General features: G+C 40.2%; 26 protein-coding genes. 2 read left to right on the forward strand and 24 right to left on the reverse strand.

The genetic code is table 11. From position 1 onward, the window contains the following. Positions 1 to 61 precede the first annotated feature (61 nt). The 10 genes from folE to der form a co-directional block, all read right to left on the reverse strand. Positions 62 to 628 carry a GTP cyclohydrolase I FolE gene (gene folE / locus BMW59_RS00940; protein WP_093047138.1) on the reverse strand — a complete coding sequence of 189 codons (567 nt, stop codon included), beginning with the start codon at positions 626 to 628 and terminating at the stop codon, positions 62 to 64. A 180-nt stretch (positions 629 to 808) separates the two neighbouring features. Next, a complete protein-coding gene (locus BMW59_RS00945; protein WP_093047139.1) occupies positions 809 to 1,081 on the reverse strand; it encodes an HU family DNA-binding protein in 273 nt (90 codons plus the stop codon). A 351-nt stretch (positions 1,082 to 1,432) separates the two neighbouring features. Continuing rightward, the gene (gene spoIVA / locus BMW59_RS00950; protein ID WP_093047140.1) at positions 1,433 to 2,911 is read right to left on the reverse strand and encodes a stage IV sporulation protein A; all 1,479 of its coding nucleotides are present in this window, start codon (positions 2,909 to 2,911) and stop codon (positions 1,433 to 1,435) included. A gap of 391 nt (positions 2,912 to 3,302) precedes the next feature. Then, positions 3,303 to 3,434: a hypothetical protein gene (locus BMW59_RS22145; protein WP_281244187.1), complete on the reverse strand. Its 132-nt coding sequence runs from the start codon at positions 3,432 to 3,434 to the stop codon at positions 3,303 to 3,305. Then, positions 3,431 to 4,159: a hypothetical protein gene (locus BMW59_RS00955; protein ID WP_093047141.1), complete on the reverse strand. Its 729-nt coding sequence runs from the start codon at positions 4,157 to 4,159 to the stop codon at positions 3,431 to 3,433. The genes BMW59_RS22145 and BMW59_RS00955 overlap by 4 nt, the downstream gene beginning before the upstream one ends. A gap of 29 nt (positions 4,160 to 4,188) precedes the next feature. Further along, positions 4,189 to 4,392 carry a DUF2768 domain-containing protein gene (locus BMW59_RS00960; RefSeq protein ID WP_093047142.1) on the reverse strand — a complete coding sequence of 68 codons (204 nt, stop codon included), beginning with the start codon at positions 4,390 to 4,392 and terminating at the stop codon, positions 4,189 to 4,191. 239 nt (positions 4,393 to 4,631) lie between these two features. Next, complete coding sequence (locus BMW59_RS00965) at positions 4,632 to 4,898, reverse strand: stage VI sporulation protein F (RefSeq protein ID WP_093047143.1); 267 nt, start codon at positions 4,896 to 4,898, stop codon at positions 4,632 to 4,634. A 78-nt stretch (positions 4,899 to 4,976) separates the two neighbouring features. Beyond that, positions 4,977 to 6,026, reverse strand: coding sequence for an NAD(P)H-dependent glycerol-3-phosphate dehydrogenase (locus BMW59_RS00970; protein WP_093047144.1), 1,050 nt, complete (start codon positions 6,024 to 6,026; stop codon positions 4,977 to 4,979). A gap of 14 nt (positions 6,027 to 6,040) precedes the next feature. Next, positions 6,041 to 6,652 carry a glycerol-3-phosphate 1-O-acyltransferase PlsY gene (gene plsY, locus BMW59_RS00975; RefSeq protein ID WP_093047145.1) on the reverse strand — a complete coding sequence of 204 codons (612 nt, stop codon included), beginning with the start codon at positions 6,650 to 6,652 and terminating at the stop codon, positions 6,041 to 6,043. 32 nt (positions 6,653 to 6,684) lie between these two features. After that, positions 6,685 to 8,001 carry a ribosome biogenesis GTPase Der gene (gene der / locus BMW59_RS00980; protein ID WP_093047335.1) on the reverse strand — a complete coding sequence of 439 codons (1,317 nt, stop codon included), beginning with the start codon at positions 7,999 to 8,001 and terminating at the stop codon, positions 6,685 to 6,687. 99 nt (positions 8,002 to 8,100) lie between these two features. On the opposite strand from der, the gene BMW59_RS22150 reads away from it, so the two are divergent. After that, entirely contained in the window at positions 8,101 to 8,223 is a 123-nt protein-coding gene (locus BMW59_RS22150; RefSeq protein WP_281244188.1) for a hypothetical protein, read from the forward strand. Between the two features lie 109 nt (positions 8,224 to 8,332). Here BMW59_RS22150 and BMW59_RS00985 read toward each other — a convergent pair whose 3' ends face one another. The 10 genes from BMW59_RS00985 to prsW all read right to left on the reverse strand — a co-directional run bounded on the left by BMW59_RS00985 (position 8,333) and on the right by prsW (position 17,274). Then, positions 8,333 to 8,962, reverse strand: a complete 630-nt coding sequence (locus tag BMW59_RS00985) for a YphA family membrane protein (protein WP_093047146.1) — start codon at positions 8,960 to 8,962, stop codon at positions 8,333 to 8,335. 328 nt (positions 8,963 to 9,290) lie between these two features. After that, entirely contained in the window at positions 9,291 to 10,346 is a 1,056-nt protein-coding gene (gene fni, locus BMW59_RS00990; protein ID WP_093047147.1) for a type 2 isopentenyl-diphosphate Delta-isomerase, read from the reverse strand. A 30-nt stretch (positions 10,347 to 10,376) separates the two neighbouring features. After that, the gene (gene rpsA, locus BMW59_RS00995; protein ID WP_093047148.1) at positions 10,377 to 11,534 is read right to left on the reverse strand and encodes a 30S ribosomal protein S1; all 1,158 of its coding nucleotides are present in this window, start codon (positions 11,532 to 11,534) and stop codon (positions 10,377 to 10,379) included. Between the two features lie 87 nt (positions 11,535 to 11,621). Next, positions 11,622 to 12,194 (reverse strand): lysophospholipid acyltransferase family protein, encoded by a 573-nt coding sequence (locus BMW59_RS01000; RefSeq protein WP_425441247.1) that lies wholly within the window; start codon positions 12,192 to 12,194, stop codon positions 11,622 to 11,624. Positions 12,195 to 12,216: 22 nt separating this feature from the next. Beyond that, positions 12,217 to 12,900: a (d)CMP kinase gene (gene cmk, locus BMW59_RS01005; protein WP_093047150.1), complete on the reverse strand. Its 684-nt coding sequence runs from the start codon at positions 12,898 to 12,900 to the stop codon at positions 12,217 to 12,219. Between the two features lie 94 nt (positions 12,901 to 12,994). Continuing rightward, positions 12,995 to 13,687 carry a flagellar brake protein gene (locus tag BMW59_RS01010; RefSeq protein ID WP_093047151.1) on the reverse strand — a complete coding sequence of 231 codons (693 nt, stop codon included), beginning with the start codon at positions 13,685 to 13,687 and terminating at the stop codon, positions 12,995 to 12,997. A 138-nt stretch (positions 13,688 to 13,825) separates the two neighbouring features. Next, complete coding sequence (gene ypeB, locus BMW59_RS01015; protein WP_093047152.1) at positions 13,826 to 15,172, reverse strand: germination protein YpeB; 1,347 nt, start codon at positions 15,170 to 15,172, stop codon at positions 13,826 to 13,828. Positions 15,173 to 15,190: 18 nt separating this feature from the next. Next, complete coding sequence (gene sleB / locus BMW59_RS01020; RefSeq protein WP_425441243.1) at positions 15,191 to 16,180, reverse strand: spore cortex-lytic enzyme; 990 nt, start codon at positions 16,178 to 16,180, stop codon at positions 15,191 to 15,193. Between the two features lie 157 nt (positions 16,181 to 16,337). After that, on the reverse strand, positions 16,338 to 16,505 hold the full coding sequence (locus tag BMW59_RS21465; protein WP_177174141.1) for a hypothetical protein: 168 nt from the start codon (positions 16,503 to 16,505) through the stop codon (positions 16,338 to 16,340). A 97-nt stretch (positions 16,506 to 16,602) separates the two neighbouring features. Further along, positions 16,603 to 17,274, reverse strand: coding sequence for a glutamic-type intramembrane protease PrsW (gene prsW / locus BMW59_RS01025; RefSeq protein WP_093047153.1), 672 nt, complete (start codon positions 17,272 to 17,274; stop codon positions 16,603 to 16,605). A 96-nt stretch (positions 17,275 to 17,370) separates the two neighbouring features. Between prsW and BMW59_RS01030 the strand changes: the two genes are divergently transcribed. Beyond that, positions 17,371 to 18,339 (forward strand): asparaginase, encoded by a 969-nt coding sequence (locus BMW59_RS01030; protein ID WP_093047154.1) that lies wholly within the window; start codon positions 17,371 to 17,373, stop codon positions 18,337 to 18,339. 138 nt (positions 18,340 to 18,477) lie between these two features. On the opposite strand, the gene BMW59_RS01035 is transcribed toward BMW59_RS01030, so the two are convergent. The 4 genes from BMW59_RS01035 to BMW59_RS01050 form a co-directional block, all read right to left on the reverse strand. After that, complete coding sequence (locus BMW59_RS01035; RefSeq protein ID WP_093047155.1) at positions 18,478 to 19,455, reverse strand: YpdA family putative bacillithiol disulfide reductase; 978 nt, start codon at positions 19,453 to 19,455, stop codon at positions 18,478 to 18,480. 90 nt (positions 19,456 to 19,545) lie between these two features. Continuing rightward, complete coding sequence (locus BMW59_RS01040; RefSeq protein WP_093047156.1) at positions 19,546 to 20,829, reverse strand: Glu/Leu/Phe/Val family dehydrogenase; 1,284 nt, start codon at positions 20,827 to 20,829, stop codon at positions 19,546 to 19,548. A gap of 185 nt (positions 20,830 to 21,014) precedes the next feature. Then, positions 21,015 to 21,599 carry an adaptor protein MecA gene (locus BMW59_RS01045; RefSeq protein WP_177174142.1) on the reverse strand — a complete coding sequence of 195 codons (585 nt, stop codon included), beginning with the start codon at positions 21,597 to 21,599 and terminating at the stop codon, positions 21,015 to 21,017. A gap of 126 nt (positions 21,600 to 21,725) precedes the next feature. After that, entirely contained in the window at positions 21,726 to 22,628 is a 903-nt protein-coding gene (locus tag BMW59_RS01050) for a MerR family transcriptional regulator (protein WP_093047158.1), read from the reverse strand. Between the last annotated feature and the right edge of the window lie 93 nt (positions 22,629 to 22,721).

A 22,721-nucleotide genomic window follows, 5' to 3' on the forward strand; every position in this document is an offset into this window, starting at 1 on the left:
TTTTTTTCATTGTTCTTCATTCCGTTTCACCCCTTAACTATCGTGCTCCGGAACTTGTTATTTATTCTTTAATAAGGGAAAGCACTTCAGCCCGTGCTGCGTCACTTCGCTCGAACGCACCTCTTACAGCGGAAGTCACTGTCTTTGATCCCGGTTTTCTGACCCCCCTCATAGTCATGCACATATGTTCTGCTTCAATCACAACGATAACGCCTCTTGGTGTTAGCGTGTCTACAATTGAGTCAGCTATTGTTGAAGTAATTCTTTCCTGAAGCTGAGGCCTGCGTGTGACCGCTTCAACAGCGCGAGCCAGTTTACTGAGTCCTGTTACCTTACCTCCTTTTGGTATGTAACCAATGTGTACTTTACCGAAAAAAGGAACGAGATGATGTTCACACATTGAATAAAAAGGAATATCTTTTACAAGGACTAATTCTTCGTGATCTTCTCCAAAAACCGTCTTAAAATGTTCTTTAGGATCCTGGGATATCCCTTGAAAAACCTCTTCGTACATTCTTGCCACCCGTTTTGGAGTATCTAACAGACCTTCTCTGGATGGATCTTCACCAATAGCTTCCAGGATCATCGTTACGGCTTCTTCTATTTTAGCATGATTGACTTCACTCATTAAAACGGCCTCCGTTTCTTATTTTAGATGGACAGGTCGTTAAAATTCTAGCACATCAAATGAAATAAAAACAAGAAAACGGCCTGTTTCACTGGATGCTTAGAATTCGCAGAAACAAAAAGTGTTCCCGTCAGCTAACTGCGGGAACACTTTTCATAAACCTTTAAGCCCTATATGTAATTACTTAACTGCATCTTTAAGGGCTTTACCTGGCTTGAAAGCCGGTACGTTGCTTGCAGGAATTTCGATTTCTTCTCCAGTTTGCGGGTTACGGCCTTTTCTCGCCGCACGCTCACGCACTTCAAAGTTACCAAAGCCAATTAATTGAACTTTATCGCCTTCTTGAAGTGAACCAGTGATGACGTCAAAAACTGCATCAACTGCACTTGTAGCATCTTTCTTTGAAAGATCTGTTTTTTCAGCAACTGCATTGATAAGTTCTGTCTTATTCATACCATTCACCTCCTCCCAAACTTATAGTTGTGCTATTCCTTTTCTTTCACAATCATAAGCATTTTATACTTGTTTCCCTGCAATTCATGGGATAACAAGGCTTATGTTAAACGAAAAAGCTTAATAATTCAACATTTTTTGCGTATTTCTTGGTTTTTTTATTATTTTTTTACCTAAGATGGCAAGAAAAAGCAAAAAAACACCTAAAAATTGGATAATACTTATCGCCTCTACTCTCGCAACGCTTTCCAAGGCTGGAAATTTTAAAAATGGATTCTCTATAAAAATAACTTATAAATGCACATAAATTCAAGCTTAAAAATAAAAAAATAAGCCCTCCTTATAGGAGAGCTATAATATAATGGCAATCAATCCGCCTGATCCTTCGTTAATAATTCTTTCCAGCGTTTCTTTTAATTTATATCTTGCATTTTCAGGCATTAATGAAAGTTTGGCTGAAATCCCTTCTCTTACAATTGAATTCAGCGAACGGCCAAATATATCTGAATTCCAAATTGAGAGCGGGTTTTCTTCAAAGTCCTGCATTAAATAACGGACAAGTTCCTCACTTTGTTTTTCAGTTCCTATAATCGGCGCAAATTCGGACTCAACATCTACTTTAATCATATGAATGGATGGAGCGACCGCTTTAAGCCTGACACCAAACCTGGAGCCCTGTCGGATAATCTCAGGCTCATCGAGGCTCATATCATGAATAGTCGGAGCTGCAATGCCATATCCTGTCTGCCTGACCATTTTGAGTGCTTCTGCTACCTGATCGTATTCTGATTTAGCAAATGCTAAGTCCTGCATAAGTTCTAATAAATGGTCTTTTCCTCTGATTTCCACTCCCACGACTTCCATAAGAATCTGGTCATACAAATCTTCAGGTGCTTTCAAATCTATTTCAGCTACACCTTGCCCCATTTCAATACCGGCCAGTGTCGCTCTTTCAATAAAATCATACTCGAAAAATTGTCCGACTACACGGTCTACGTCTCTCAGCCGCTTAATATCTTTTACTGTTTCCCGAACGGAGTGTTCGTAGTTTTCCCTTAACCAGTGCTGTTCCTTTAAAACCATCACCCAGCTAGGAAGATTAACATTCACTTCATGAACAGGGAATTCAAAAAGAACTTCTCTCATTACCGTGTGAATATCCTGGTCGGTCATACCTTCAATATTCATTGCCAAGACCGGTACATCGTGCTTCTCCTCTAGTTCAGCTCTAAGCCCTTCTGTCTGAGGATGGGTCGGGTGGACGGAGTTTACAAGTACAATGAACGGTTTGCCTACTTCTTTAAGTTCGTCAATAACTCTTTCTTCTGACTCAATATAATCACTTCGGGGGATTTCACCTATAGAACCATCTGTGGTGACTACCACACCCAGAGTAGAATGCTCCTGGATCACTTTTCTTGTACCAATCTCAGCTGCTTCCTGAAATGGTATAGCGTCTTCGTACCATGGCGTGTGAATCATTCTCGGGCCGTCCTCATCTTCATAACCTTTGGCACCTGGTACGGCGTATCCTACACAGTCAACAACTCTGATATTTACGTCCAGCCCTTCGTCCACATGAATAGAAACCGCCTGATTTGGTACAAATTTAGGTTCTGTCGTCATTATTTGTTTACCTGCTGCACTCTGGGGAAGTTCATCCTGGGCTCTGGCACGGTCTGAGTCCGATTCAATGTTTGGTATAACAGCAAGCTCCATAAACTTTTTTATAAAAGTTGATTTTCCAGTTCTTACTGACCCTACCACCCCTAGATAAATGTCACCACCTGTTCGTTCTGCAATATCTTTAAAGATATCCACCTTTTCCACAAAATCGCCTCCTGCTCAGTTTCTAAGTAAACTCATTCATGCGGACATGATTGAATTCAAGTCTTTGTCTCTATTACTCTATGATGTTGTCCATCGTTTATGACTAGTGTGTTAAAAGATTTTAAACTTTCATTCTCGTCTACTTGAATACATATGCCTTACAAAGAAAGATTAGAACGGCAATCCTTTGCTGACTGAGCAGTGACTGTACTTACAGGCATTAGGAAAAACTGGTTTACTGCAGGCCGAAAATCCACTTTTCCGAAGCAGCCCTTCGGGAAAATGACATCAAAAAAACATCCAAACAATTCAGAAGGAATTGTCCGGATGTTTTAAAGCAATAGTCATTTGTCTCAACATCTAAAAGTCTAAGGTCTATAAAAGTATTTAATTATACGTCATCTCCTCGCTCGCCCTCACAGAGGAAAGCGCCCAGGGATAAGCCCCCGCTGCTAGTCTCTTCCTCTGCCAGCTCAATTGAAAAGCTGTATTCGCAGCAGCAGGAAACAGGTTGTCTGCTCACTCAGCTGTTTTGAATACAACTTCTCCATCTTCTGCTGTCTGAGGAATGGAGTAAGCAGGCACAAAAGGCGAATGTTCCACTAACAGCCACCGTAAATCATCGCCCTCTTCATAACTGTCTTCCCCATGCTCGTCCAAATAAAATTTAATATCCAGAGAGTAATCTATGACGATGCTGCCGTCTGTCTGCAGCAGCAAAGGGAGCCGGTGATCAGGATGAAAAGGACTTTCAACTACAGGTTCTTCATCGTAATTCAGCTTCTCATAATCCAGCTTGAGCAGTTCGTTCCCTGCCACTTCTTTGACGGGAGCATAACGATGCTCGCTGCGATACTGAAAAACCCTTCTTTCCAGCTCCTGAATAACACGCACGGTTCTTAAATCAATGAGTTTTACTTCGGGTGTTTCTTCAGGAGTCACCAGAACATACTGAAAGGTTCCGCCACTTTCAAAGGAATTTCCGGGAGGAGATTCGAGATAGGCAGGTACAAGCTGAGAGAAATTTATCGGATATTTACGGAAAACCGGTGTGTCTGCATCCCTGGTTTTAATTGGCAGCACTCCTGTATTTTCCTGATACCTCAAAACCGCACTCTGGACAGACTGGAGCTGTTCTTCATAGACAGGCTGATTTTGCCTGCGCTGTTCTTCAGGATAGAGGCAGCCTGCCAAAAAAATTAAAGCGCCTGCTAACAAGGTGAATTTCAAAATTTTATATTTAACCATAATATCCCAACCTTATGTTAAACTCTTTTTTAGTCCGGGACAGGGCCTGTAAAAACTACGAGGAAAATAATTAATCCCGCTATCATTATACTGATAAAAGAGATAGTCAGTAATATGTAACGTAGAATTCCTGAGAGTTTTTCTTTAGTAAAAATAGTAAGTATGACTGAAAAAAACATTAAGCCCATTCCTATAAATGACACCCACATTTTTGTCATTGGATCTTCAAACATTTTCTTTTCCTCCCGCATACTATTCGACATAATAAAACTATAACTAACATTATTAATTTAAAATCCTGAATTATTATAGCACAGCCTTTTAATTAAACAAAGAAAAAGAACCGGAGAAAAGGGGCCCTTTCTCCGGTTAATATGACTAAACACTGCCTGTAATGATATGACAGCCATGCATCTGTCTCTAGTATATTTATGCGGGCTTTTATGTCGATGACTCATAAAAAAGCCTAGAATCACTTAGATTTTTGAAACATTTTTGCTAACGTCCCGAAATCCATTGGAATCTGGTTTGAGGTGATCGCTTTTACCAGTTCATCTTCCTTTTGTTTAGAAACCGGCACATTAGCCATTTGTGCTACCTGGTGAATTAATTGTCTTACATTTTTTTCATTGCTAAGATCAGTTTGATTGACAGACTGGGCTAATTTAAATAAATCCTGGTGTTTAACATTTGTTTTCTTCTCCAGGTCATCAAAAAAAGAATTGTTTTTTCTTTCCACACGTCATCCCTCCTCATACTAATATGTGCTCATATAGTATGCATGAGTTAGGAATTAGTGAAGGATTGATAAAATATTTTACGGTTCAAAGTGGTTTAAAGGATCCTGGTCTCCAAGTTTTAAATCTTCCACTTCATGTTTTTTAACACGGCCCATCAGTTCAGTTACAGCCTCTTTTGCAGGCTTATTATCAAACAGAACGTGGTACAACTCCTCTGTGATAGGCATTTCAACTCCGGTCGCTTTTGCTACCTGGTATGCCGCTTTTGTTGTCCGGATACCTTCAACAACCATCCCCATTTCGGCTTCAACTTCATCTACAGATTTACCTTTTCCAAGCATGTTTCCCGCTCTCCAATTACGGCTATGTATACTTGTACATGTCACAATCAAATCTCCTAACCCGGATAGACCAGCAAATGTGAGTGGAGTAGCTCCGAGTTTTAATCCTAAACGTGCGATTTCAGCCAGCCCCCTGGTCATTAAAGCGGCTTTGGCGTTGTCTCCAAAACCAATACCATAAGTCATCCCTGTACCTATAGCAATAATATTCTTTAAGGCTCCCCCGATCTCCACTCCGATTAAGTCAGGATTGGTGTACACCCTGAAATGCTGGTTCATAAACAGATCCTGAACCTGCTCTGCATGCTTCATAATTAAAGAAGAGCTTGTGACTGTGGTAGGCTGGCGGCGGCAGACCTCTTCCGCGTGGCTTGGCCCGGACAGAGCAACGACCCCCGTCCGCAATGATTCCGGAATCTCTTCTTCAATGATCTCCGAGATACGCATATGGCTTTCCGGCTCAATTCCTTTACTGGCATGAACAAATAATAATGGCTTTTCAATATGCTCTCTTGCAGTTTTTAAAACTTCTCTCATCGCTTTTGTCGGAACAACAGCGAGTATAACATCAGCTTTATTAAGAGCATCGCCGATACGGGTGTAAGCTGTAATATTCTCCGGCAGCTCTATTTCAGGCAGGTACCGCGTATTGATTCTATCTTCATTTATGGCATTAACCTGGTTTTCCGACCTTCCCCACAGAGAGACCTCGTGTCCATTATCGGACAATACAATTGATAGAGCTGTCCCCCAGCTTCCTGATCCTAATACCGCTACTTTCGCCATCAGACTACCTCCTCTTAATTTGCAGGTGATTTTTCTCCTAATTTACTCTCTGTACCTTTAATTAATCTTTGTATATTTGTTCTATGTTTCCAAAACGATAATCCCGTAATAACAAGTAAAAAGTAAATGAAATAAACAGGATAACCGAAATGTTGAAAAAATACAGAGGTGGTAAGTGTGGTGCCGGCTACAAACAATAAAGAACCAAGCGATACAAAACGGGTAAATATAATAGCTAATATAGCAACAATACCTGAAATTAAAGCAGCAGTAAAAACTAAAGTAGCGAGAACCCCGATGGTTGTAGCTACCCCTTTACCACCTCTAAAGCCGTAATATACGGGCCAATTATGTCCAAGAATAGCTGCAAGGCCGCAGAAGGCTGCTATGAGGGGGTCTCCTCCGGACAGTAAATACCCTATCCAGACAGAAGCTATCCCCTTACCGCAGTCTAAAAGAAGGACGGTAATGGCAGGGGCGACTCCCATTACCCTTAAAGTATTTGTGGCACCGGCATTTCCGCTTCCATGCTCGCGTATATCAAGGTTTTTATAGCGTTTTCCGATAACATAGCTGAAACTCACTGCTCCAGTTAAATAAGATAAAATGATCGCAATGACTGACATGTGATCCCCCCTTCAATCAACCTTTCATTTATTTAATCGCTTTTTTTCCTTGCAATAATATGAATTGGAGTTCCTGCGAATCCAAACGCCGCTCTTATTTTATTCTCTAAATACCTTCTATAGGAAAAATGCAGTAAATCAGGATCATTGACAAACAGCACAAAGGTTGGCGGCCCGACTGATACTTGTGTAGCGTAATTGATTCGAAGCCTTCGTCCCCCATGATCAGTCGGGGTTGGGTTCATTGTTACAGCATCGACAATAACATCGTTCAGAACATGGGTTTTTACACGCATATTATGAGATTCGCTCACTTCTTTAACCGCCGGCAGCAAGTGCTGTATTCTTCTTTTTGTTTTGGCGGACAGAAAGATAACAGGCGCATAGTCGAGATACTGGAACTCATCTCTTATTTTCTCTTCAAACTCTTTCATGGTTTTATCATCTTTTTCAACGGCATCCCATTTGTTCACGACAATGACAATAGCTCTGCCAGCCTCATGAGCATACCCGGCAATTTTTTTATCCTGTTCAATTATTCCTTCTTCCGCATTAATAACAGCAAGTACCACATCTGACCGCTCGATAGCTTTCAATGCGCGGAGCACACTGTATTTTTCAGTTGATTCATAAACTTTCCCGCGTTTTCTCATCCCGGCGGTATCTATTACCACATAGTCCTGATCATCTTTCGTAAACGGCGTGTCTATCGCATCCCTCGTTGTACCCGGGATATCACTGACAATCACCCGCTCTTCGCCAAGGATAGCATTTACGAGGGATGATTTTCCTACGTTTGGTCTTCCGATGAGGCTCATACGAATAGTATCTTCATCGTAAGGATCTTCTTCATCTGCTGGAAAGTAAGATGCTACTTGGTCGAGTAGATCTCCAAGCCCGAGACCATGTGAACCTGAGACCGGAAACACATCTCCTATTCCGAGGCTGTAAAATTCATAAAGCTTTTCATGCATAGAAGGGTCGTCCATTTTGTTAACAGCGACAACGACAGGCTTTTTAGAGCGATGAAGAATTTGGACCACCTCTTCATCCGCCGCAGTTAATCCTTCTCTGCCATTAACTGCAAAGCAGATGACATCCGCTTCTTCAATAGCCAGTTCGGCCTGATAACGCATCTGTTCCAGTAATGGTTCATCGCCTATTTCTATTCCTCCTGTATCAATAATATAAAATTCATGCTGCAGCCACTCGCCCGAACTGTATATACGGTCACGTGTAACTCCCGGTTTATCTTCGACAATTGCAATTCTTTCTCCTACTATACGGTTAAAAATTGTTGATTTTCCTACATTTGGTCGACCAACAATGGCTAATACTGGTTTTGGCACAGTATTTTCCTCGCTTTCATCTGTAAATTCACACTTTACCATTATACGTTGAAGTCCATTGGAAAGAAACCTTGCATTAAGGAAATGCAGGTTTATCTAATGATTTTTTATCGCCTTTCTTATTTTCATATGCCGCATTATATTTTTATCGTTCTCCGGGGACAGGCGCAAACCCCTGAACATCAGGCATTAAGGCATCATCCACTCGTTCTGCTTGCATAAAATTTACTCCACCTATTCATATGTTCCAACGGAAAGAAGAGCTTATTTTTAAGAGGAAAGTGAGTGGTTTTTCTAAAATTAACCTTCCATAATTAATAGAGCCAAAATATTAAGCATTCATTTTGGATTTGAGAGTGACCGGTCTCCCTCTCGTTTTAACAGTTAATTCCGTGAGCTTCAATGAAATAAACTCAAGAAAAGACCAGACAAGAGTCAAGCCGGCGAGCAGGGAAATGACGTCTAAAATAAACATACTGTTAGTTCCTCCAACTGTCACAGTGCCAGACGAAAAAGCCATGGTCAGTTTTGAGAGCCCCATCCCTTGAAATATTCCTAAAATAAGACTGTACATTCTGCTGTAAATCCCTCGCAGGAAAATAAGCAATAAAGGCATGCTTGCTCCTACAATCATCCATTGAGGCGAATATAAAAGCCAGACAGGCTCTAAATAGGCTGCACGATGAATCATAAAAAAACAATTAGCAATTATAATACTGACTAAATAACCTTTAACAAGTTCTTTATTTGTCAGATTTCTCATTGTGTATAAACATAGAAGAATAAAACAAACCCATGCCAGATTCCATTCTATGAAATAAAAAGTCTGTTTAACAGAGGAGAAAATAATCGTTGTAAAGGTGAATACTAATAACAGAGTTCTATAGGAGGAAGCTCCCATAAAAAAATAAATACTGATTACAGACATCCAGGCTATCCAGTGAAAAAGAACACCTTCCATTTCTTCGATCCTTTCTTTATTAAAGGGACTGCCGTACAACCACACTTGTAAATAAGAGTAGCGCCCTTTTTATAAGCAGTTTCACCTTTTAGTTTACTATTCATACCTGAAGAACCTGAAAGATGCCTGAATATTTAATTTAATGAGGCCATAATAAAAGAGGCCGGAACAAAACTAAAAAAAAGTTTGTAAAAGACGACTGGACAAGCGTCCGCCTGGCTGACTGAAATGACTGCTTTTCTCAAAAAGAACATCCGAACAAAATTTTCAATTTTGTTCGGATCTCTTTATGATTACTATTCTTTTGTTTTGGCTTCTTTAAAAAAGCTTAAATATGACGGTTTGCGAATAACGCCGTATCAATGTGTCTCTCTGTTAACCAATTTTTTATTTCACCAGTCAATATGAAAGGAACTTTTTGAAGCTCTTTTATATTCCTGGCTCCAAGAGCAGCCATAATCATAGTGAGATCTTCCAAGAGATCATTTATTTGCTGGATGGTCTGCTCTTCCCCCTCTTCATTCAGCCATTTCAGAACTCTGCCCGCCATACCTGCTGCCTCTGCCCCGAGGGCTAACGCCTTTGAAATATCAAAAGCATTTTGGATTCCGCCCGTAGCTAACACATGAACAGGACCGGAAACTGCCTTTGCTTCGGCAATCGCAGCTGCTGTAGGGATCCCCCACTGGTCAAAAAATGCCATCCTTCTGGTTCTGCGTGCATTTTCAATTAGTGAAAAGTTTGTTCCTCCAAACCCTCCAATATCGACGAAGTTAACACCTATCTCTTTTAGCTGGTAAACCGTTTCACGGCTCATTCCAAACCCAACTTCTTTTACAATGACAGGAACTTCACTACTTTTTACAATTTGTTCGATCCTTGTCAGCGCCCCGGTAAAGTCCCGGTCTCCTTCAGGCATGACTAGCTCTTGAATAACATTCATATGAATTTGCAGCGCATCCGCTTCAAGCATATTCACGCAGAGTTTTGCCTGGTCCGTTGTTGCTTCACTTCCTACATTTGCAAAAACCAACCCTTTGGGATGGTACTGGCGGACAACTTTATAAGAATCCATTTCATTCTTATCTTTAAGAGCAGACATTTGGGATCCCACGGCCATCGGAATGTTAAAAGCATTTGAAATTTGAGCAAGCTGGCGGTTAATGACTTCCGTGTCTTTACCGCCGCCTCCTGTCATGGCATTGATAAAAATCGGCGAACTAAGATTAAGTCCGCCGATGTCAGTTGAAAGTGACACTTCTTCTACGCTTATATCAGGAAAGGTCCGGTGAATAAATTGAATGTCATCAAACCCTGATGCTCTTGATTGTCCTGTTTCTAATGCATGTTCAATATGATCTAACTTTCTTTTTGCACGGCTCAATTTATCACCTCTAAAACCCTTGTTTATAAATTAATTCTTATATTTCTTAAGTTGATCCCCGATCACATCACCTAAAGAAAAGCCGGCATGGTCATCTTCTTTTTGGTATTCCTGTTTAGCTTCGTTTTCAGCTTTAGTTTCTCTTTCCTCTTCCAGTGCGCGGATACTTAAAGAAATTCTTTTATCCTTCGTATTTACATCCAGTACTTTCACTGAGACGGTCTCTCCTTCTTTCAATACCTCGCCTGGAGTCCCAATATGCCTGTTAGCAATTTGGGAAATATGGACAAGGCCTTCAACCCCTGGGGCTACTTCTATAAAGGCTCCGAAAGAGACAAGCCTTCTTACCGTGCCCTGGATAACATCACCTGGCTTAACCTGTCCCTCCAGAAGTTCCCAAGGTCCAGGAAGTGTATCTTTTATAGAAAGGGAAATTCGCTCATTGTCAGGATCTACACCTAACACTTTAACCTTAACAGTATCTCCTTCACTCACAATATCGGAAGGCTTTTCAACATGATGGTGAGCCAATTGAGAGATATGTACGAGTCCGTCTACTCCTCCAATATCTACAAATACTCCAAAGCTTGTTAAGCGCTGGACTTGCCCTTCAATTACTTCTCCTTCTTTTACAGAAGATAAAGTTTCTTTCTTTTTCTCATTAACTTCCTCATCTAAAACAGCTCTTTGAGAAAGAATCAGTTTGTTTCGTTCACGGTCCATTTCAACAACTTTTAAGCGCAAGGTTTTTCCTTTGTAATCTGCAAAGTCTTCTACATAATGACGCTCAACTAATGAAGCGGGAATAAACCCTCTGACACCTACATCTACCACTAGTCCGCCTTTCACAACGTCTGCTACGGCCGCTTCAAAGGTTTCTTTTGAATCAAGCTTTTTCTCCATATCATTCCATGCCTGTTCAGCCACAACAGCTTTTTTTGATAAAACAAGCTCATCCTCGGTTAATTTAATAACCTTAAATTCATGTTCTTCTCCTTCTTTCAAAACATCATCAACTTTCTCAACATGAAGGCTGGACAGTTCACTTATAGGCAATACTCCATCCATTTTGTAGCCGACATTCACAAAAGCTTGTTTTTCCTCCACTTTAGAGACCGTACCTTTTGTCAGATCACCTACTGACAATGAATTAAATTCGGCCATTTCGTTATTCATTTCTTCTACCATCGACGTTACCTCCCTAAGTCCCGGTCTAATGCCAGGATACATGAATACTGATTATTTATATCATCTTTCAATTTGAAAGATATTCCCTTAATCCTGTTTCTCACGCTTGCTGTTTTCGTTTAGCAGCTGCTGTATGCCTTGCATAATCAGTTGTGTGGCCTCTTCAGGAGAAGCTTTACGTTCCCGCAAGGTTTCCATATCAACCGGAGGACCATACACCACTTTCAGGGTAGAAAACCATTTGTAGCTTCCTATAACGGCACAAGGAATAACAGCTGCGTTCGAGCGTAGAGCGAAAAAACCAACACCTGTAAGACCTTTTCCTAATTTTCCTGTTTTGCTTCTGGTGCCTTCTGGAAATAAACCTACTACTTCCGATTCTTTCAGCAACTTCAAACCTGTCCTCATCGCCTGCCGGTCGCTCATCCCTCTCCTTATTGGAAAAGCCCCTAACTTAGGCAGCAACTGTTTTAGAATGGGAGCTTGAAAGAGTTCAGCTTTAGCCATAAACCTCGTTTGACGCTTTAGAAAGGCCCCTACGAGGGGAGGATCAAGTAAATGGATATGATTACTGCAAAGGAGTACTCCGTTATTAGAAGGTATATTCTCTTTTCCTTCTATTTTCACACGGTAAAAGATCCGGAAATAAGTTCTGCAAATAAATTGTCCTAAGGAATATAACTTACTCAACTGCCCCATCCCTTTCAGCTGCAATAGAATAGATTCGGTCAACTACTTCGTGAATAGTCATCGACGTTGAATCTAACTCAATCGCGTCCTCAGCTTTTTTAAGCGGAGCAAACTCTCTTTCTGAGTCAATTTGATCCCTTTTGGCGATTTCTTCTTTTAATAAAGCTAAATCAGAAGGAAGGCCTTTTGATAAATGTTCTTCATGCCGCCTTTTAGCCCTTTCTTCCACAGATGCTGTCAGAAATACTTTTACTTCTGCAGCCGGCAGAACCGCTGTACCTATATCTCTGCCATCCATAACCACTCCGCCTTTTTGTGCGAGCTTTTGCTGTTTTCTTACCATTTCCTTTCTTATCTTTTCATGTTTAGCCACATAGGATACGTTATTTGTCACTTCTGAAGATCGAATGTCTTCACTAATATCCTTTTGATTCATTTTAATTTTAAGTGAACCGGATTCATTCACTAACTCTATATCACTTTCTTTAAGCAATTCATTTAAGATACCCTCGTTATTTACGTCTACGTTATTTTCAAGTGCGTACCAGGTTAAAGCACGGTACATGGCACCCGTATCAACGTAAACAAAGGATAATTTTTCTGCAAGCAATTTCGCGACGGTACTTTTCCCTGCACCGGCCGGCCCATCAATTGCAATATTCATTTCTGTTTTCATGCTGCAACCCTTTCTAAGAAAAAATCTGTAATTTTATTGCGTTTACACTCCATATATTATCATAATTATACATGAACGGTCTATTTTTTCAGAATCATTTGTAATTATTCAAATTGCACTGGCCTGCGCTATGATGCTTCTTTTCTTTTTTATTTATTATAAGCTGCCTTTCATAACAATAACGGACTATTTTCTGCCTGTCTGCATCTTCAATTTTCTTAAACTCTGCAGAACCTATGGCCCTTCCTGTTACGAATTTCGATCTGATAAATTCAGCAGCAGCCTCAATATAAACCGTCTCTCCGGACTGGAAGGGCAGCGCCAAATATACTTTGAAGCGTTCTCCGCCACCTAAAGAACAGTCATCCGGCAAGTGAAGAGACAGGCCTCCTCCGCTCAAATCAGAAGTTAGAGTTGTAAATGGAGCAAATTTTCCGCCCTCAGAGTACACAGCAACATCAGCCATAGTCTCAACTCTAACATATTGACGGCGCTGAATACGTATATAGTTATTATCTATAGGTCCTTTTAATACTAACATGGGGATTTGCCGATCAGCTATTCCCTTCACTTCAGACTCAAATAAATAAATAGCCTGATCCCCGCCTATAAACCAAATTTTAAATTGGGTGCCTTCTATAAAGAAACCAGGTTTGCGGTTCTGACCATCTACAGGAAAATCAATAAAAATATCACCTGACTCCATATCAAGGATTTTACTTCTGAATCTTCTAATATCTTTTTTATCTGTCATTTCCATATGAATCGTACTTCCTATTTTAATCAAAGGGCCCCTCCTTTAAATACACTACTCTCTACCTTAAGTGATTCTATGTAAGTAAAAAAACTCCTTCTTTTGACCCTGACTGTCTTCCTTTATTATGAAAAGAACGAAGAGCCCCGTCAAGGCTCTTCGTTCTTTCATTTACTGGTAAACCGGTTCCGGATTATCAAGCTTCTCGACCTGCTCTTCTCTTCCATTCTTGGCATTAATAAATATTCTGTAGGTGTCGTTATCTATTGTCCCATAGAATTCGTGGCACAGCACCTCTTCCTCTAATTGATTTTCTATCACCGCCACATGGTGTTCTTTCACATTAAGATTAGGATTTAAGCGTTCCTGGGCTTCTTCCTTTGATATTTCCAGCTCTGTTTCCCGGTCCTGTTTGTTGTTTGCTAAGTAAGCAAAACTTTCAAAACCTGCGATGTCCCCTTCATCCAAAGCGACATCTACGACAATTTCATCAGTGTAAATTCTTACATCATCATCCAGCTTCACAAATTGAAAAACGCCTATATTTTCGTATTGTTTACTTTCGACTAGCTGCATATTGTCATAGCCGTTTCTTTCAAGGAAATCTTCAGCTTTCTCAGATGCTTCATTTAAGCTTATTTTTTCCTGCTGGACTTCTCTTTCATTCAGCATCCATACAGGGTGACCACCCTTTTTAGTTATATCCATAGTAATATTTGTGCCATGCTCGCCGTCAGAGATCACAAGGCTGTATGCCTCATATGCAAGTCCTTTGCCTGTTTCAGTAATTTGCACATCTCCAAGCGAGTCCTGATTAAGAAACTCTCTTGCTTTATCTATCGCTTCATTTTCATTTATCTGATCTTCATTCTTTATATTTTTTTCAATATCTTCATCGTTTCCGGTCACTTTGTTAGTCTCGTTATCAAAATTAACTTCGGAAAAGCCCCCGACTTTTTCATCAATAATGTGAAAACCGTTGACTACAGCATTGTTCAGAGGCTCATCCTGAGCTGCTAAGTCAAGCTCTACATCTGTCCACCGCAAGTTCTCTCTAAGAACCATTGACTGGACTTTGCGCAATTCCTTCTGGATTTCTCCTGCTTGCGAATATAATTGTTTTAAGTCGTCATAATTTTCTTCAGTTAAAGGATCCTGATCAAGATCTCTAATAGCATGCCGGTAAGAGAAGTTTCCTACTTTATATAAAAACTCCTCAGTTTTAGTAAACGGCATTAAACCTAAAGGCAGTTGCCCTAACTCATTCTGCGCTTCAGAAGTAATCCGCCAGACATCAGCTAATGAAGGAGACAGCCGCTCTTTTGAATTCATCGCCAAGGTAGCACCAATTTCATCATGAAGCAGATCAATTTGATAAGTTAAATCATGAAAAGCGCGCTGATAATTATTTTCAGACTGCATCATCACTGTGTTTTTTTCTTCCTGTTCCCTAAAGCCCCACATGCCCGTTCCGATTAAGGCCACAGCAAGTACGCCTATTACTATATTTCTCATCATCCTGTTCACCTCCAAAGTTTATTCACAAAAAATATGTTTTCCAATTTGTTTAATTTGAGGTCTTGACCAAATCCACCCTGAGGTAGCAGTCTGAGGGTTAAAATAATATAAAGCATTTCCGGAAGGGTCCTGGCCGTTTATGGCATCGAGTACAGCCTTCCTGGCTTCTTCATCAGGGTCCATCCAGATCTGGCCATCAGCCACTGCTGTAAAGGCTCTTGGCTCAAAAATGACATCTGAAACGGTATTAGGGAAGATCGGGCTGTTTATACGATTTAAAATGACCGCCGCAACTGCTACCTGCCCTTCGTATGGTTCTCCTCTTGCTTCTCCGTAAACGGCCTGCGCCATTATCCTGATATCGTTATCTGAAAAGCCGTCTGGAACATTCATTGCTTTTTGAATATTTGGCTCATCGTCCTGAGGGGCTGGTTCCTCCTCCGCTGGAGCCGGGACTTCTTCTTCAGCAGGTCTTTCAGGTTCAGGTGCTGGTTCGGCTGCTGGTTCTCTTGCCGGTTCTTCGGCGCGAGGCTGTTCAGGCGGCGCTTGTTCTTTTCGGTCCCTTTCCGGGCCTCCAGTCCGCCCAGCCCCATCCCTGCTTCCTTTAGGGCCTTTCTGAATATGTTTGTCCACACCTCCGTAGTGCGTAAATTCTCTTCCTTCCCTAAGCATTCTGTGAACAAATTCTTTATCATATTCGGTAGCTCTGACTAACATATCTTTCATATCTTCTCCTACCAGTCCGTCAACCTCCAGGCCAAACTGCTCCTGAAATTCTCGGACAGACCAGTATGTCTGCCATCCAAATACCCCGTCAATGGGTCCGTCATAATAACCGTTGTATTGCATTCTTGCCTGCAGCTCTACAACATCATCACCGGTGGCACCTTTCTGAATAACCTGTTGTGTGAAAGCTTCCGCATCATCCGGAACAATAAGAATGCTGACACATATTAAGGTCATTAATATCGTAAACTGTCTAAAAAGCCTGAAATATTTCCCATTCATAGTAATCCTCCTTTTAACATGCTGTTCGTCATATGAGGTGCGAATAAGCATAGTTTTATCCATTGCTTTGAATTTATTCCATAAAGAAAAACAAGATAAAAAAAAGGTGCGGAATAGAATCCGCACCTTTTTCTTACCTTGTAAAATAATAAAGATATTATTCAGGTGACACGTCCATATCAAATTGTGCTTCATTGCCGCACACACAACGCTTAAAGCCTGTATCATACCCTCCTGTTTCTTTAGGGCGGCCACGCAGGATATATTTTTCCCCGCATTGCTGGCAGCGAATGATGACTTTGTATCTTTGTTTTATTTCAGACAAAAAGATCACTCCTTTTACCGGTTATGTTTAAGAAATTATACAACCATTTGCCATTACTATACAATGAACAATGGTACCTGTTCAACAAAAGCACTTCTTACCCTGTCTCCCGTTTAACTAAATGGACTGCCTGAAGCTGATTTGCTTTCTTTACTTTTTTTAAGGCGAACACCCATAGAAAAACCATAAAAGGAATTAAGACGTAGATCCACTGGTTCATCGATAAGAGGATCAAATTGTAGAGACTGTGAAGCAAATAAGGGATTAAAAAGGCCATAAATAAGTACCTGTATCTCTTTTGCTTTTGAAACTTAGCTTTTCCAAAATAGTACCCCATTACTACACCAAATAAGGCGTGGCTGGTTACTGGAAAAACTGCTCTAATAAAAGCTGTATCAAGCCCATGGGCTATAATATATAAAAGATTCTCCACTGATGCAAATCCTAAAGCCACAGCTGTCGCGTAAACAATGCCATCATACCGCTGACTAAAATGGACATGATAAAATACTGTAACCAGCACTATAAACCATTTAAAAAATTCTTCGGTGAGCGCTACCTGTAAAAAAGTTTCTATAAAAGGTGAAGTAAAACGGGTTTCGTTTTGTAAAACAAACTGAATAAACATGACAGGAAATACGAGCAGCGTTCCAAAAATAAAACAGCGTATGACCATTGTCAAGGGTTCTTGTTCAAATTCATCTTTTAAATAAAAAAAAATTAAAAGTGCTATGGCCGGAGTAAATGCCGCTGTTATAATTGGAACCATCAGACACCTTTCCTTTCTCACCGGATTTAAAGGTGTTACTTATATACTAAAAAATGTGAAACTTAATTGCAATTAAAAAATCAGGAGGATCCATTTGTGAAAAAAATACTTATTATACATACTGGCGGCACCATTGCAATGAGCGAAGATAAAAAAACAGGAGAAGTAAAACCTAATACTGAAAATCCTTTACATCTAACTTTAAACAGCCTGGAAGGCGTCCAATTTTATATTGAAGACTTTCTCAATATTCCTTCCCCGCATATGACAACAAACCATATGGTCGATTTAGCAAATACAATCGACAGGCGGGTATCTGAAAAAGCCCTTGATGGCGTTGTAATTACTCACGGCACAGACACACTGGAAGAGACAGCCTACCTATTAGATCTTATTCTGAAAAATACTTGTCCGGTAGTCGTTACAGGCGCCATGCGTTCAAGTAATGAACTTGGTTCAGACGGGCCGCCAAATTTATTATCCGCTATCAGAACTGCCATGAGTGACGGAGCTAAAAATAAAGGAGTTTTAGTCGTATTAAACGATGAAATCCATACAGCCAAAAACGCAACAAAGACACATACTAGTAATATAGCTACTTTTCAAAGTCCGCAGTACGGACCGATCGGAATAGTGACTAAAAGACGCGTGCATTTCCACCACGCCCCTACCGCAAGAGAAAAATTCAGAATTACTTCTCTTTCAAAAAAAGTTTTGCTTATAAAAGCTGTAGCAGGCATGGAAAAGGAAATATTGGACGCTGTGTGCAATATACAAATGGATGGACTTGTTATTGAAGCACTCGGCCAGGGAAATATGCCTCCTTCCACAGTGAAACCGATTAAAGAACTTGTAGCCAGAGGTATTCCTGTAGTACTGGTATCAAGGTGCTTTAACGGCATTGTCCAGGATATTTATGGATATGAAGGAGGGGGCAGACAACTCAAAAATTTTGGAGTTATTTTGACGAATGGATTAAACGGCCAAAAAGCGCGGATTAAATTAATGGTGGCATTAGAAAAAACAACAGATATGGACCAGCTTCAGCATATTTTCCAGCAGTAGCGAGGGAAAGCCAGCTGAATACAAGCCCTCGGGCAAGCGCCAGACTGGCGAGCTAAATCATTCCGATTAAAAAAGAACATCGGAACAACATAGAAACTGTTCCGGTGTTCTTTAAGATACTTTTTTTTGTTTCATCTTCTATTTCTCTGTAATATGTTTTGCAATCAAAGATCCGTGATGTCTCCCATTTTCAATAAATATCTCATTTGCATTATTCCCCGCAGCAATGACCCCTGCAATATAAATATTCTCCACATTGGTTTCCATTGTGTGAGGATTAAAGTATGGTCGTCCTGTTTCAGTTTCTATGGCCACACCCATTCCTTTTATAAATGTATGATCAGGGTGGTAACCGGTCATGGCAAAAACAAAGTCTGCCGGGTAAGATTTCCTTTCCCCATTCTTTTCAACTACAATCTCATCTTTTTTTATCTCACTGATTGCAGTTCCAAAATGCATTTGTATAACGCCGTTTCTAACTAATGCATCAAACTCCGGTAGAATCCACGGTTTTACACTTGAAGAATAAGTGTCGCCCCGATAAAAAACCGTAACATTAGCGCCGGCTTTTTCCAATTCCAGCGCTGCATCAACCGCTGAATTCTTCCCGCCTATAACAGCGACATTCTGATTAAAAAATGAGTGAGCTTCATGAAAATAATGAAACACATGAGACTGGTTTTCTCCTTCTATTCCCATGTAGTTAGGGGAATCATAGTATCCAGTAGCGATAATAATATTCTTTGCCTCATATGTGTGGCTTTCGCCTGTCTTACGCAGCGTTTCAAGATAAAACTTTCCTTCATTTACCGGATCTACTTTTAAAACTTCCTCAAAAGCATTAATTCTAATTTGTTTCTCTCTAACAACTTCCCGGTAATAAACCAGTGCTTCATTTCTTTTAGGTTTCCTTTCAGTACTGTAAAAAGGAACCCCGCCAATTGAAAGCTTTTGACTGGAACTGAAAAATTGCTGATGGGTTGGATAGTTATATAAAGAATGAACAATGTTCCCTTTTTCAATTACTAAAGGAGTATACCCTTCATTTTGCAACTCAATAGCAGCCGATAAGCCGCAAGGCCCAGCACCTACTATGATAACGTCTTCCTTTTGCATTCTTTCCACCTCGCTAGAAAAATCAAAAAGAACCCCTTTAAACGAGTAAAGGGATTCAGCTAATACATCTATCTTAACGAAAATTAATATTTAAATCCAGCCGCGGAACCTGCTCGCCTCTGCCATTTTTCGCACGCCCACCATGTATGCTGCGAGTCTCATGTCCACCTTCCGCGTAGAAGACACACGATAGACATTATCAAAAGCTGTCACCATCACTTTTTCTAGCCTCTTCTCAACTTCCTCCTCTTCCCAGTAAAACCCTTGATTATTCTGGACCCATTCAAAATAAGATACTGTTACGCCTCCCGCACTGGCGAGAACATCAGGCACGAGCAGCACGCCCCGCTCACTCAGCTGCTTTGTAGCCTCAATTGTCGTCGGGCCGTTCGCCGCTTCTACAATAATATTTGCTTTAATACGGTCTACATTCTGTTCGGTAATTTGATTCTCAATTGCCGCAGGAACGAGAATATCACAATCCAACTCCAGAAGTTCCTCATTGGAGATCGTATCTTTAAACAATTTAGATACCGTACCGAAACTGTCTCTTCTATCAAGCAAATAATCTATATCAAGCCCTTCTGGATCATGCAGACCTCCGTAAACATCAGAAATCCCTACTACTTTAGCCCCCGCGTCATACATAAATTTGGCAAGAAAGCTTCCTGCATTTCCAAACCCTTGAATAACAATTCTGGCCCCTTCTAAATTAATCCCTTTTTTCTTGGCTGCTTCACGGATACAAATAGTAACGCCCTTTGCTGTAGCTGACTCCCGGCCATGGGAACCTCCAAGCACAAGAGGTTTACCTGTTATAAAGCCTGGTGAATCAAATTCTTTCATGCGGCTGTATTCATCCATCATCCATGCCATAATTTGTGAGTTGGTGAATACATCCGGAGCCGGAATGTCTTTTGTAGGCCCTACAATTTGACTGATTGCACGTACATATCCCCGGCTTAATCGTTCAATTTCAGGAAAGGACATTTCTCTTGGATCACACACTATACCGCCTTTACCGCCGCCGTATGGCAAGTCCACAATTCCCGCTTTAAGGCTCATCCATATTGACAACGCTTTCACTTCCGTCTCTGAGACGTCAGGGTGAAAACGTACTCCCCCTTTTGTTGGACCAACTGCATCATTATGCTGGGCTCTGTAGCCTGTAAATATTTTAATAGACCCGTTATCCATTCTTACGGGAATACGAACGGTCATCATTCGCAAAGGCTCCTTCATTAACTCATATACTTCTTCAGGATAACCCAGTTTCCCTAACGCTTTATGAACAACCGTTTGAGTCGACTCAAGCACGTTTTGGCTGGACTTTTGATTATTTTCTTTTGTTTCCGCCTTTTCACTTTCTTTCATTGGTTTCACCCCTGAATTTATATATATAATTACAATAATAATAGTATCTCTTCTATCTATTACTATAAAGAAGTCAGCACTTTTTTTCCACTGTCTTTTTAGTTTTCCTGATTAATTTGTCACTTCTCTATCTTCATTTTCCAAAATCAATAAATAAAATTAAGAAGCCTTTGATGAAAAGGCTTCTAAGAAAAGTAATTATTAAGATTTTTGACCGCCATAGAGTTAAAAATAATTTTCCCGTATTCTTCCAGTACATAAGGCGAAATTTCAGATTTATTCGCATATTCCCGTATAACAGAAGTGAGGATTTTTCTGTACTCAGGAAGGAAGTCTTCTTTTTCAAATTTTAAGAAATACGAGCCTTTATAATGGTAAAGAGCTCCTTCGGAAATTTGCTGACAGTGAAGAACTTTCGAAAGCTGGATGACATGCTCTATATCACTGAATTCGAAGATCAAAGCTTCTTCAGGCTGATCTAATCCAATCTGCCATTCAATGACCGGTTCTTCAAAGTCATCCAATGATTCTTCTGTTTTGGTTACTATAATGACCAGCCCTTGGGCAGGTATAGAGAAGACTTCAACAACTACAGGGCCGTCGGGATCAAAATTAAGTTCCTCACTGGCTTCAGTAATCATGTCTTGAAACATTTCATCTATGACAGGCACTTCAGCCCACGTTTTATCTGTGGTTATACCGCGTTTTTCGAGATCTTCATATGTTAAAAATATTTTCATCTTATCATAAGCCAGTCTTTCGAGGCGCATATACGTTCCTCCCTCATTCATGCCAGCGTTAATGAAAGAGATTTTCTCTCTTTCCGGTGACAGTATTTAATGTAAAATATGACGGCTAACTTAAAAAGGTGCGCTATAAAGCCCAATTTCCACCTCTTATAATCGGTTTTTCAGCCATTTCATCCACTCTTCTTCATTCTCGCCAACTAAAAAAGACTCATAAAATTTTTTGCTAGATTGAGGGATGTTTTTTAATGCTTCTCCTCCGAGTCCGACCACCAAATCAGGAAAAAATTCTTTTAACCCGTCAGTAAGCTTTAATGTATCAGACAGATGTTCAGTCAGTGTGCAGGAAATAATGACCATTCTAGGATTTATTTCTCTCACTGCGTCAATTACATCGTCTCCAGGTATACCGGCCCCTAAATACACTGTTTCATAACCTCTTCTCCGTAAATAAAAGTTGAAAATTAATAAACCAATTTCATGCTGTTCATTAGGTCCGCAAACAGTCACAACTTTTGGAAGTAAGCCATTTACAGGCAAATGCTGAAAAACCATTCCTATTCGTGTCCGAAGGAAAGAGGTGGAAAAATGCTCATGAGCGATAGTAATTTCGTTTTTTTCCCATTTATCACCAACTTCAATAAGGATACTTCCCAGTATGTGGATAACTACTTTTTCAATAGAAAAAACATTAAATGCGTAATCGAGTAGTTCGTTTGCTTTTCTCTCTTCAAATTTTAGTAACGAATGAAGAATGTCCTCTTTAATATTATCCATTTGATTGTTGTTTACAGTTTCGTCATTAACCGTTTCAATCACATCTTGTTTATCAAGTAATTCCACAGCTTGTCCGATAGTAAACCCATGGTTAACTTTATTCACAATCCATTTTAATACGTTTAACTGATCATCTGTATAAAGGCGGTGTCCCGCATCATTTCTTATAGGCTCAATTAATTTATAACGTCGTTCCCACGCTCTAAGCGTGCCGGGATGAATACCAAGCATAGTTGAAATAGCTTTAATATTATATTTCCCCTGATGGTCAGCCATACGCTTCACCTACTTCTTCAATTTATACTTCTAAGCTTATTATAGTCTATTTAAGGCATTGTGCAACAATTGTTCAATATTTATAAAGCAATT

The organism is Salipaludibacillus aurantiacus, from assembly GCF_900111295.1.
Classification (GTDB): domain Bacteria; phylum Bacillota; class Bacilli; order Bacillales; family Salisediminibacteriaceae; genus Salipaludibacillus; species Salipaludibacillus aurantiacus.

What these genes read in the sequence shown, in the direction of transcription:
- ypeB (WP_093047152.1), bottom strand. Translation starts at nt 15,172, where the DNA reads ATGATGAGAAATATAGTAATAGGCGTACTTGCTGTGGCCTTAATCGGA.
- prsW (WP_093047153.1), bottom strand. Translation starts at nt 17,274, where the DNA reads ATGGTTCCAATTATAACAGCGGCATTTACTCCGGCCATAGCACTTTTA.
- BMW59_RS01045 (WP_177174142.1), bottom strand. Translation starts at nt 21,599, where the DNA reads ATGCGCCTCGAAAGACTGGCTTATGATAAGATGAAAATATTTTTAACA.
- BMW59_RS00955 (WP_093047141.1), bottom strand. Translation starts at nt 4,159, where the DNA reads ATGGTTAAATATAAAATTTTGAAATTCACCTTGTTAGCAGGCGCTTTA.
- cmk (WP_093047150.1), bottom strand. Translation starts at nt 12,900, where the DNA reads ATGAAAACAGAAATGAATATTGCAATTGATGGGCCGGCCGGTGCAGGG.
- BMW59_RS00985 (WP_093047146.1), bottom strand. Translation starts at nt 8,962, where the DNA reads ATGGAAGGTGTTCTTTTTCACTGGATAGCCTGGATGTCTGTAATCAGT.
- folE (WP_093047138.1), bottom strand. Translation starts at nt 628, where the DNA reads ATGAGTGAAGTCAATCATGCTAAAATAGAAGAAGCCGTAACGATGATC.
- BMW59_RS01035 (WP_093047155.1), bottom strand. Translation starts at nt 19,455, where the DNA reads ATGCAAAAGGAAGACGTTATCATAGTAGGTGCTGGGCCTTGCGGCTTA.
- BMW59_RS00960 (WP_093047142.1), bottom strand. Translation starts at nt 4,392, where the DNA reads ATGTTTGAAGATCCAATGACAAAAATGTGGGTGTCATTTATAGGAATG.
- plsY (WP_093047145.1), bottom strand. Translation starts at nt 6,652, where the DNA reads ATGTCAGTCATTGCGATCATTTTATCTTATTTAACTGGAGCAGTGAGT.
- BMW59_RS01040 (WP_093047156.1), bottom strand. Translation starts at nt 20,829, where the DNA reads ATGAAAGAAAGTGAAAAGGCGGAAACAAAAGAAAATAATCAAAAGTCC.
- rpsA (WP_093047148.1), bottom strand. Translation starts at nt 11,534, where the DNA reads ATGGTAGAAGAAATGAATAACGAAATGGCCGAATTTAATTCATTGTCA.
- BMW59_RS22150 (WP_281244188.1), top strand. Translation starts at nt 8,101, where the DNA reads ATGATTTTTTATCGCCTTTCTTATTTTCATATGCCGCATTATATTTTT.
- BMW59_RS00970 (WP_093047144.1), bottom strand. Translation starts at nt 6,026, where the DNA reads ATGGCGAAAGTAGCGGTATTAGGATCAGGAAGCTGGGGGACAGCTCTA.
- BMW59_RS00945 (WP_093047139.1), bottom strand. Translation starts at nt 1,081, where the DNA reads ATGAATAAGACAGAACTTATCAATGCAGTTGCTGAAAAAACAGATCTT.
- BMW59_RS01050 (WP_093047158.1), bottom strand. Translation starts at nt 22,628, where the DNA reads ATGGCTGACCATCAGGGGAAATATAATATTAAAGCTATTTCAACTATG.
- sleB (WP_425441243.1), bottom strand. Translation starts at nt 16,180, where the DNA reads ATGAATGGGAAATATTTCAGGCTTTTTAGACAGTTTACGATATTAATG.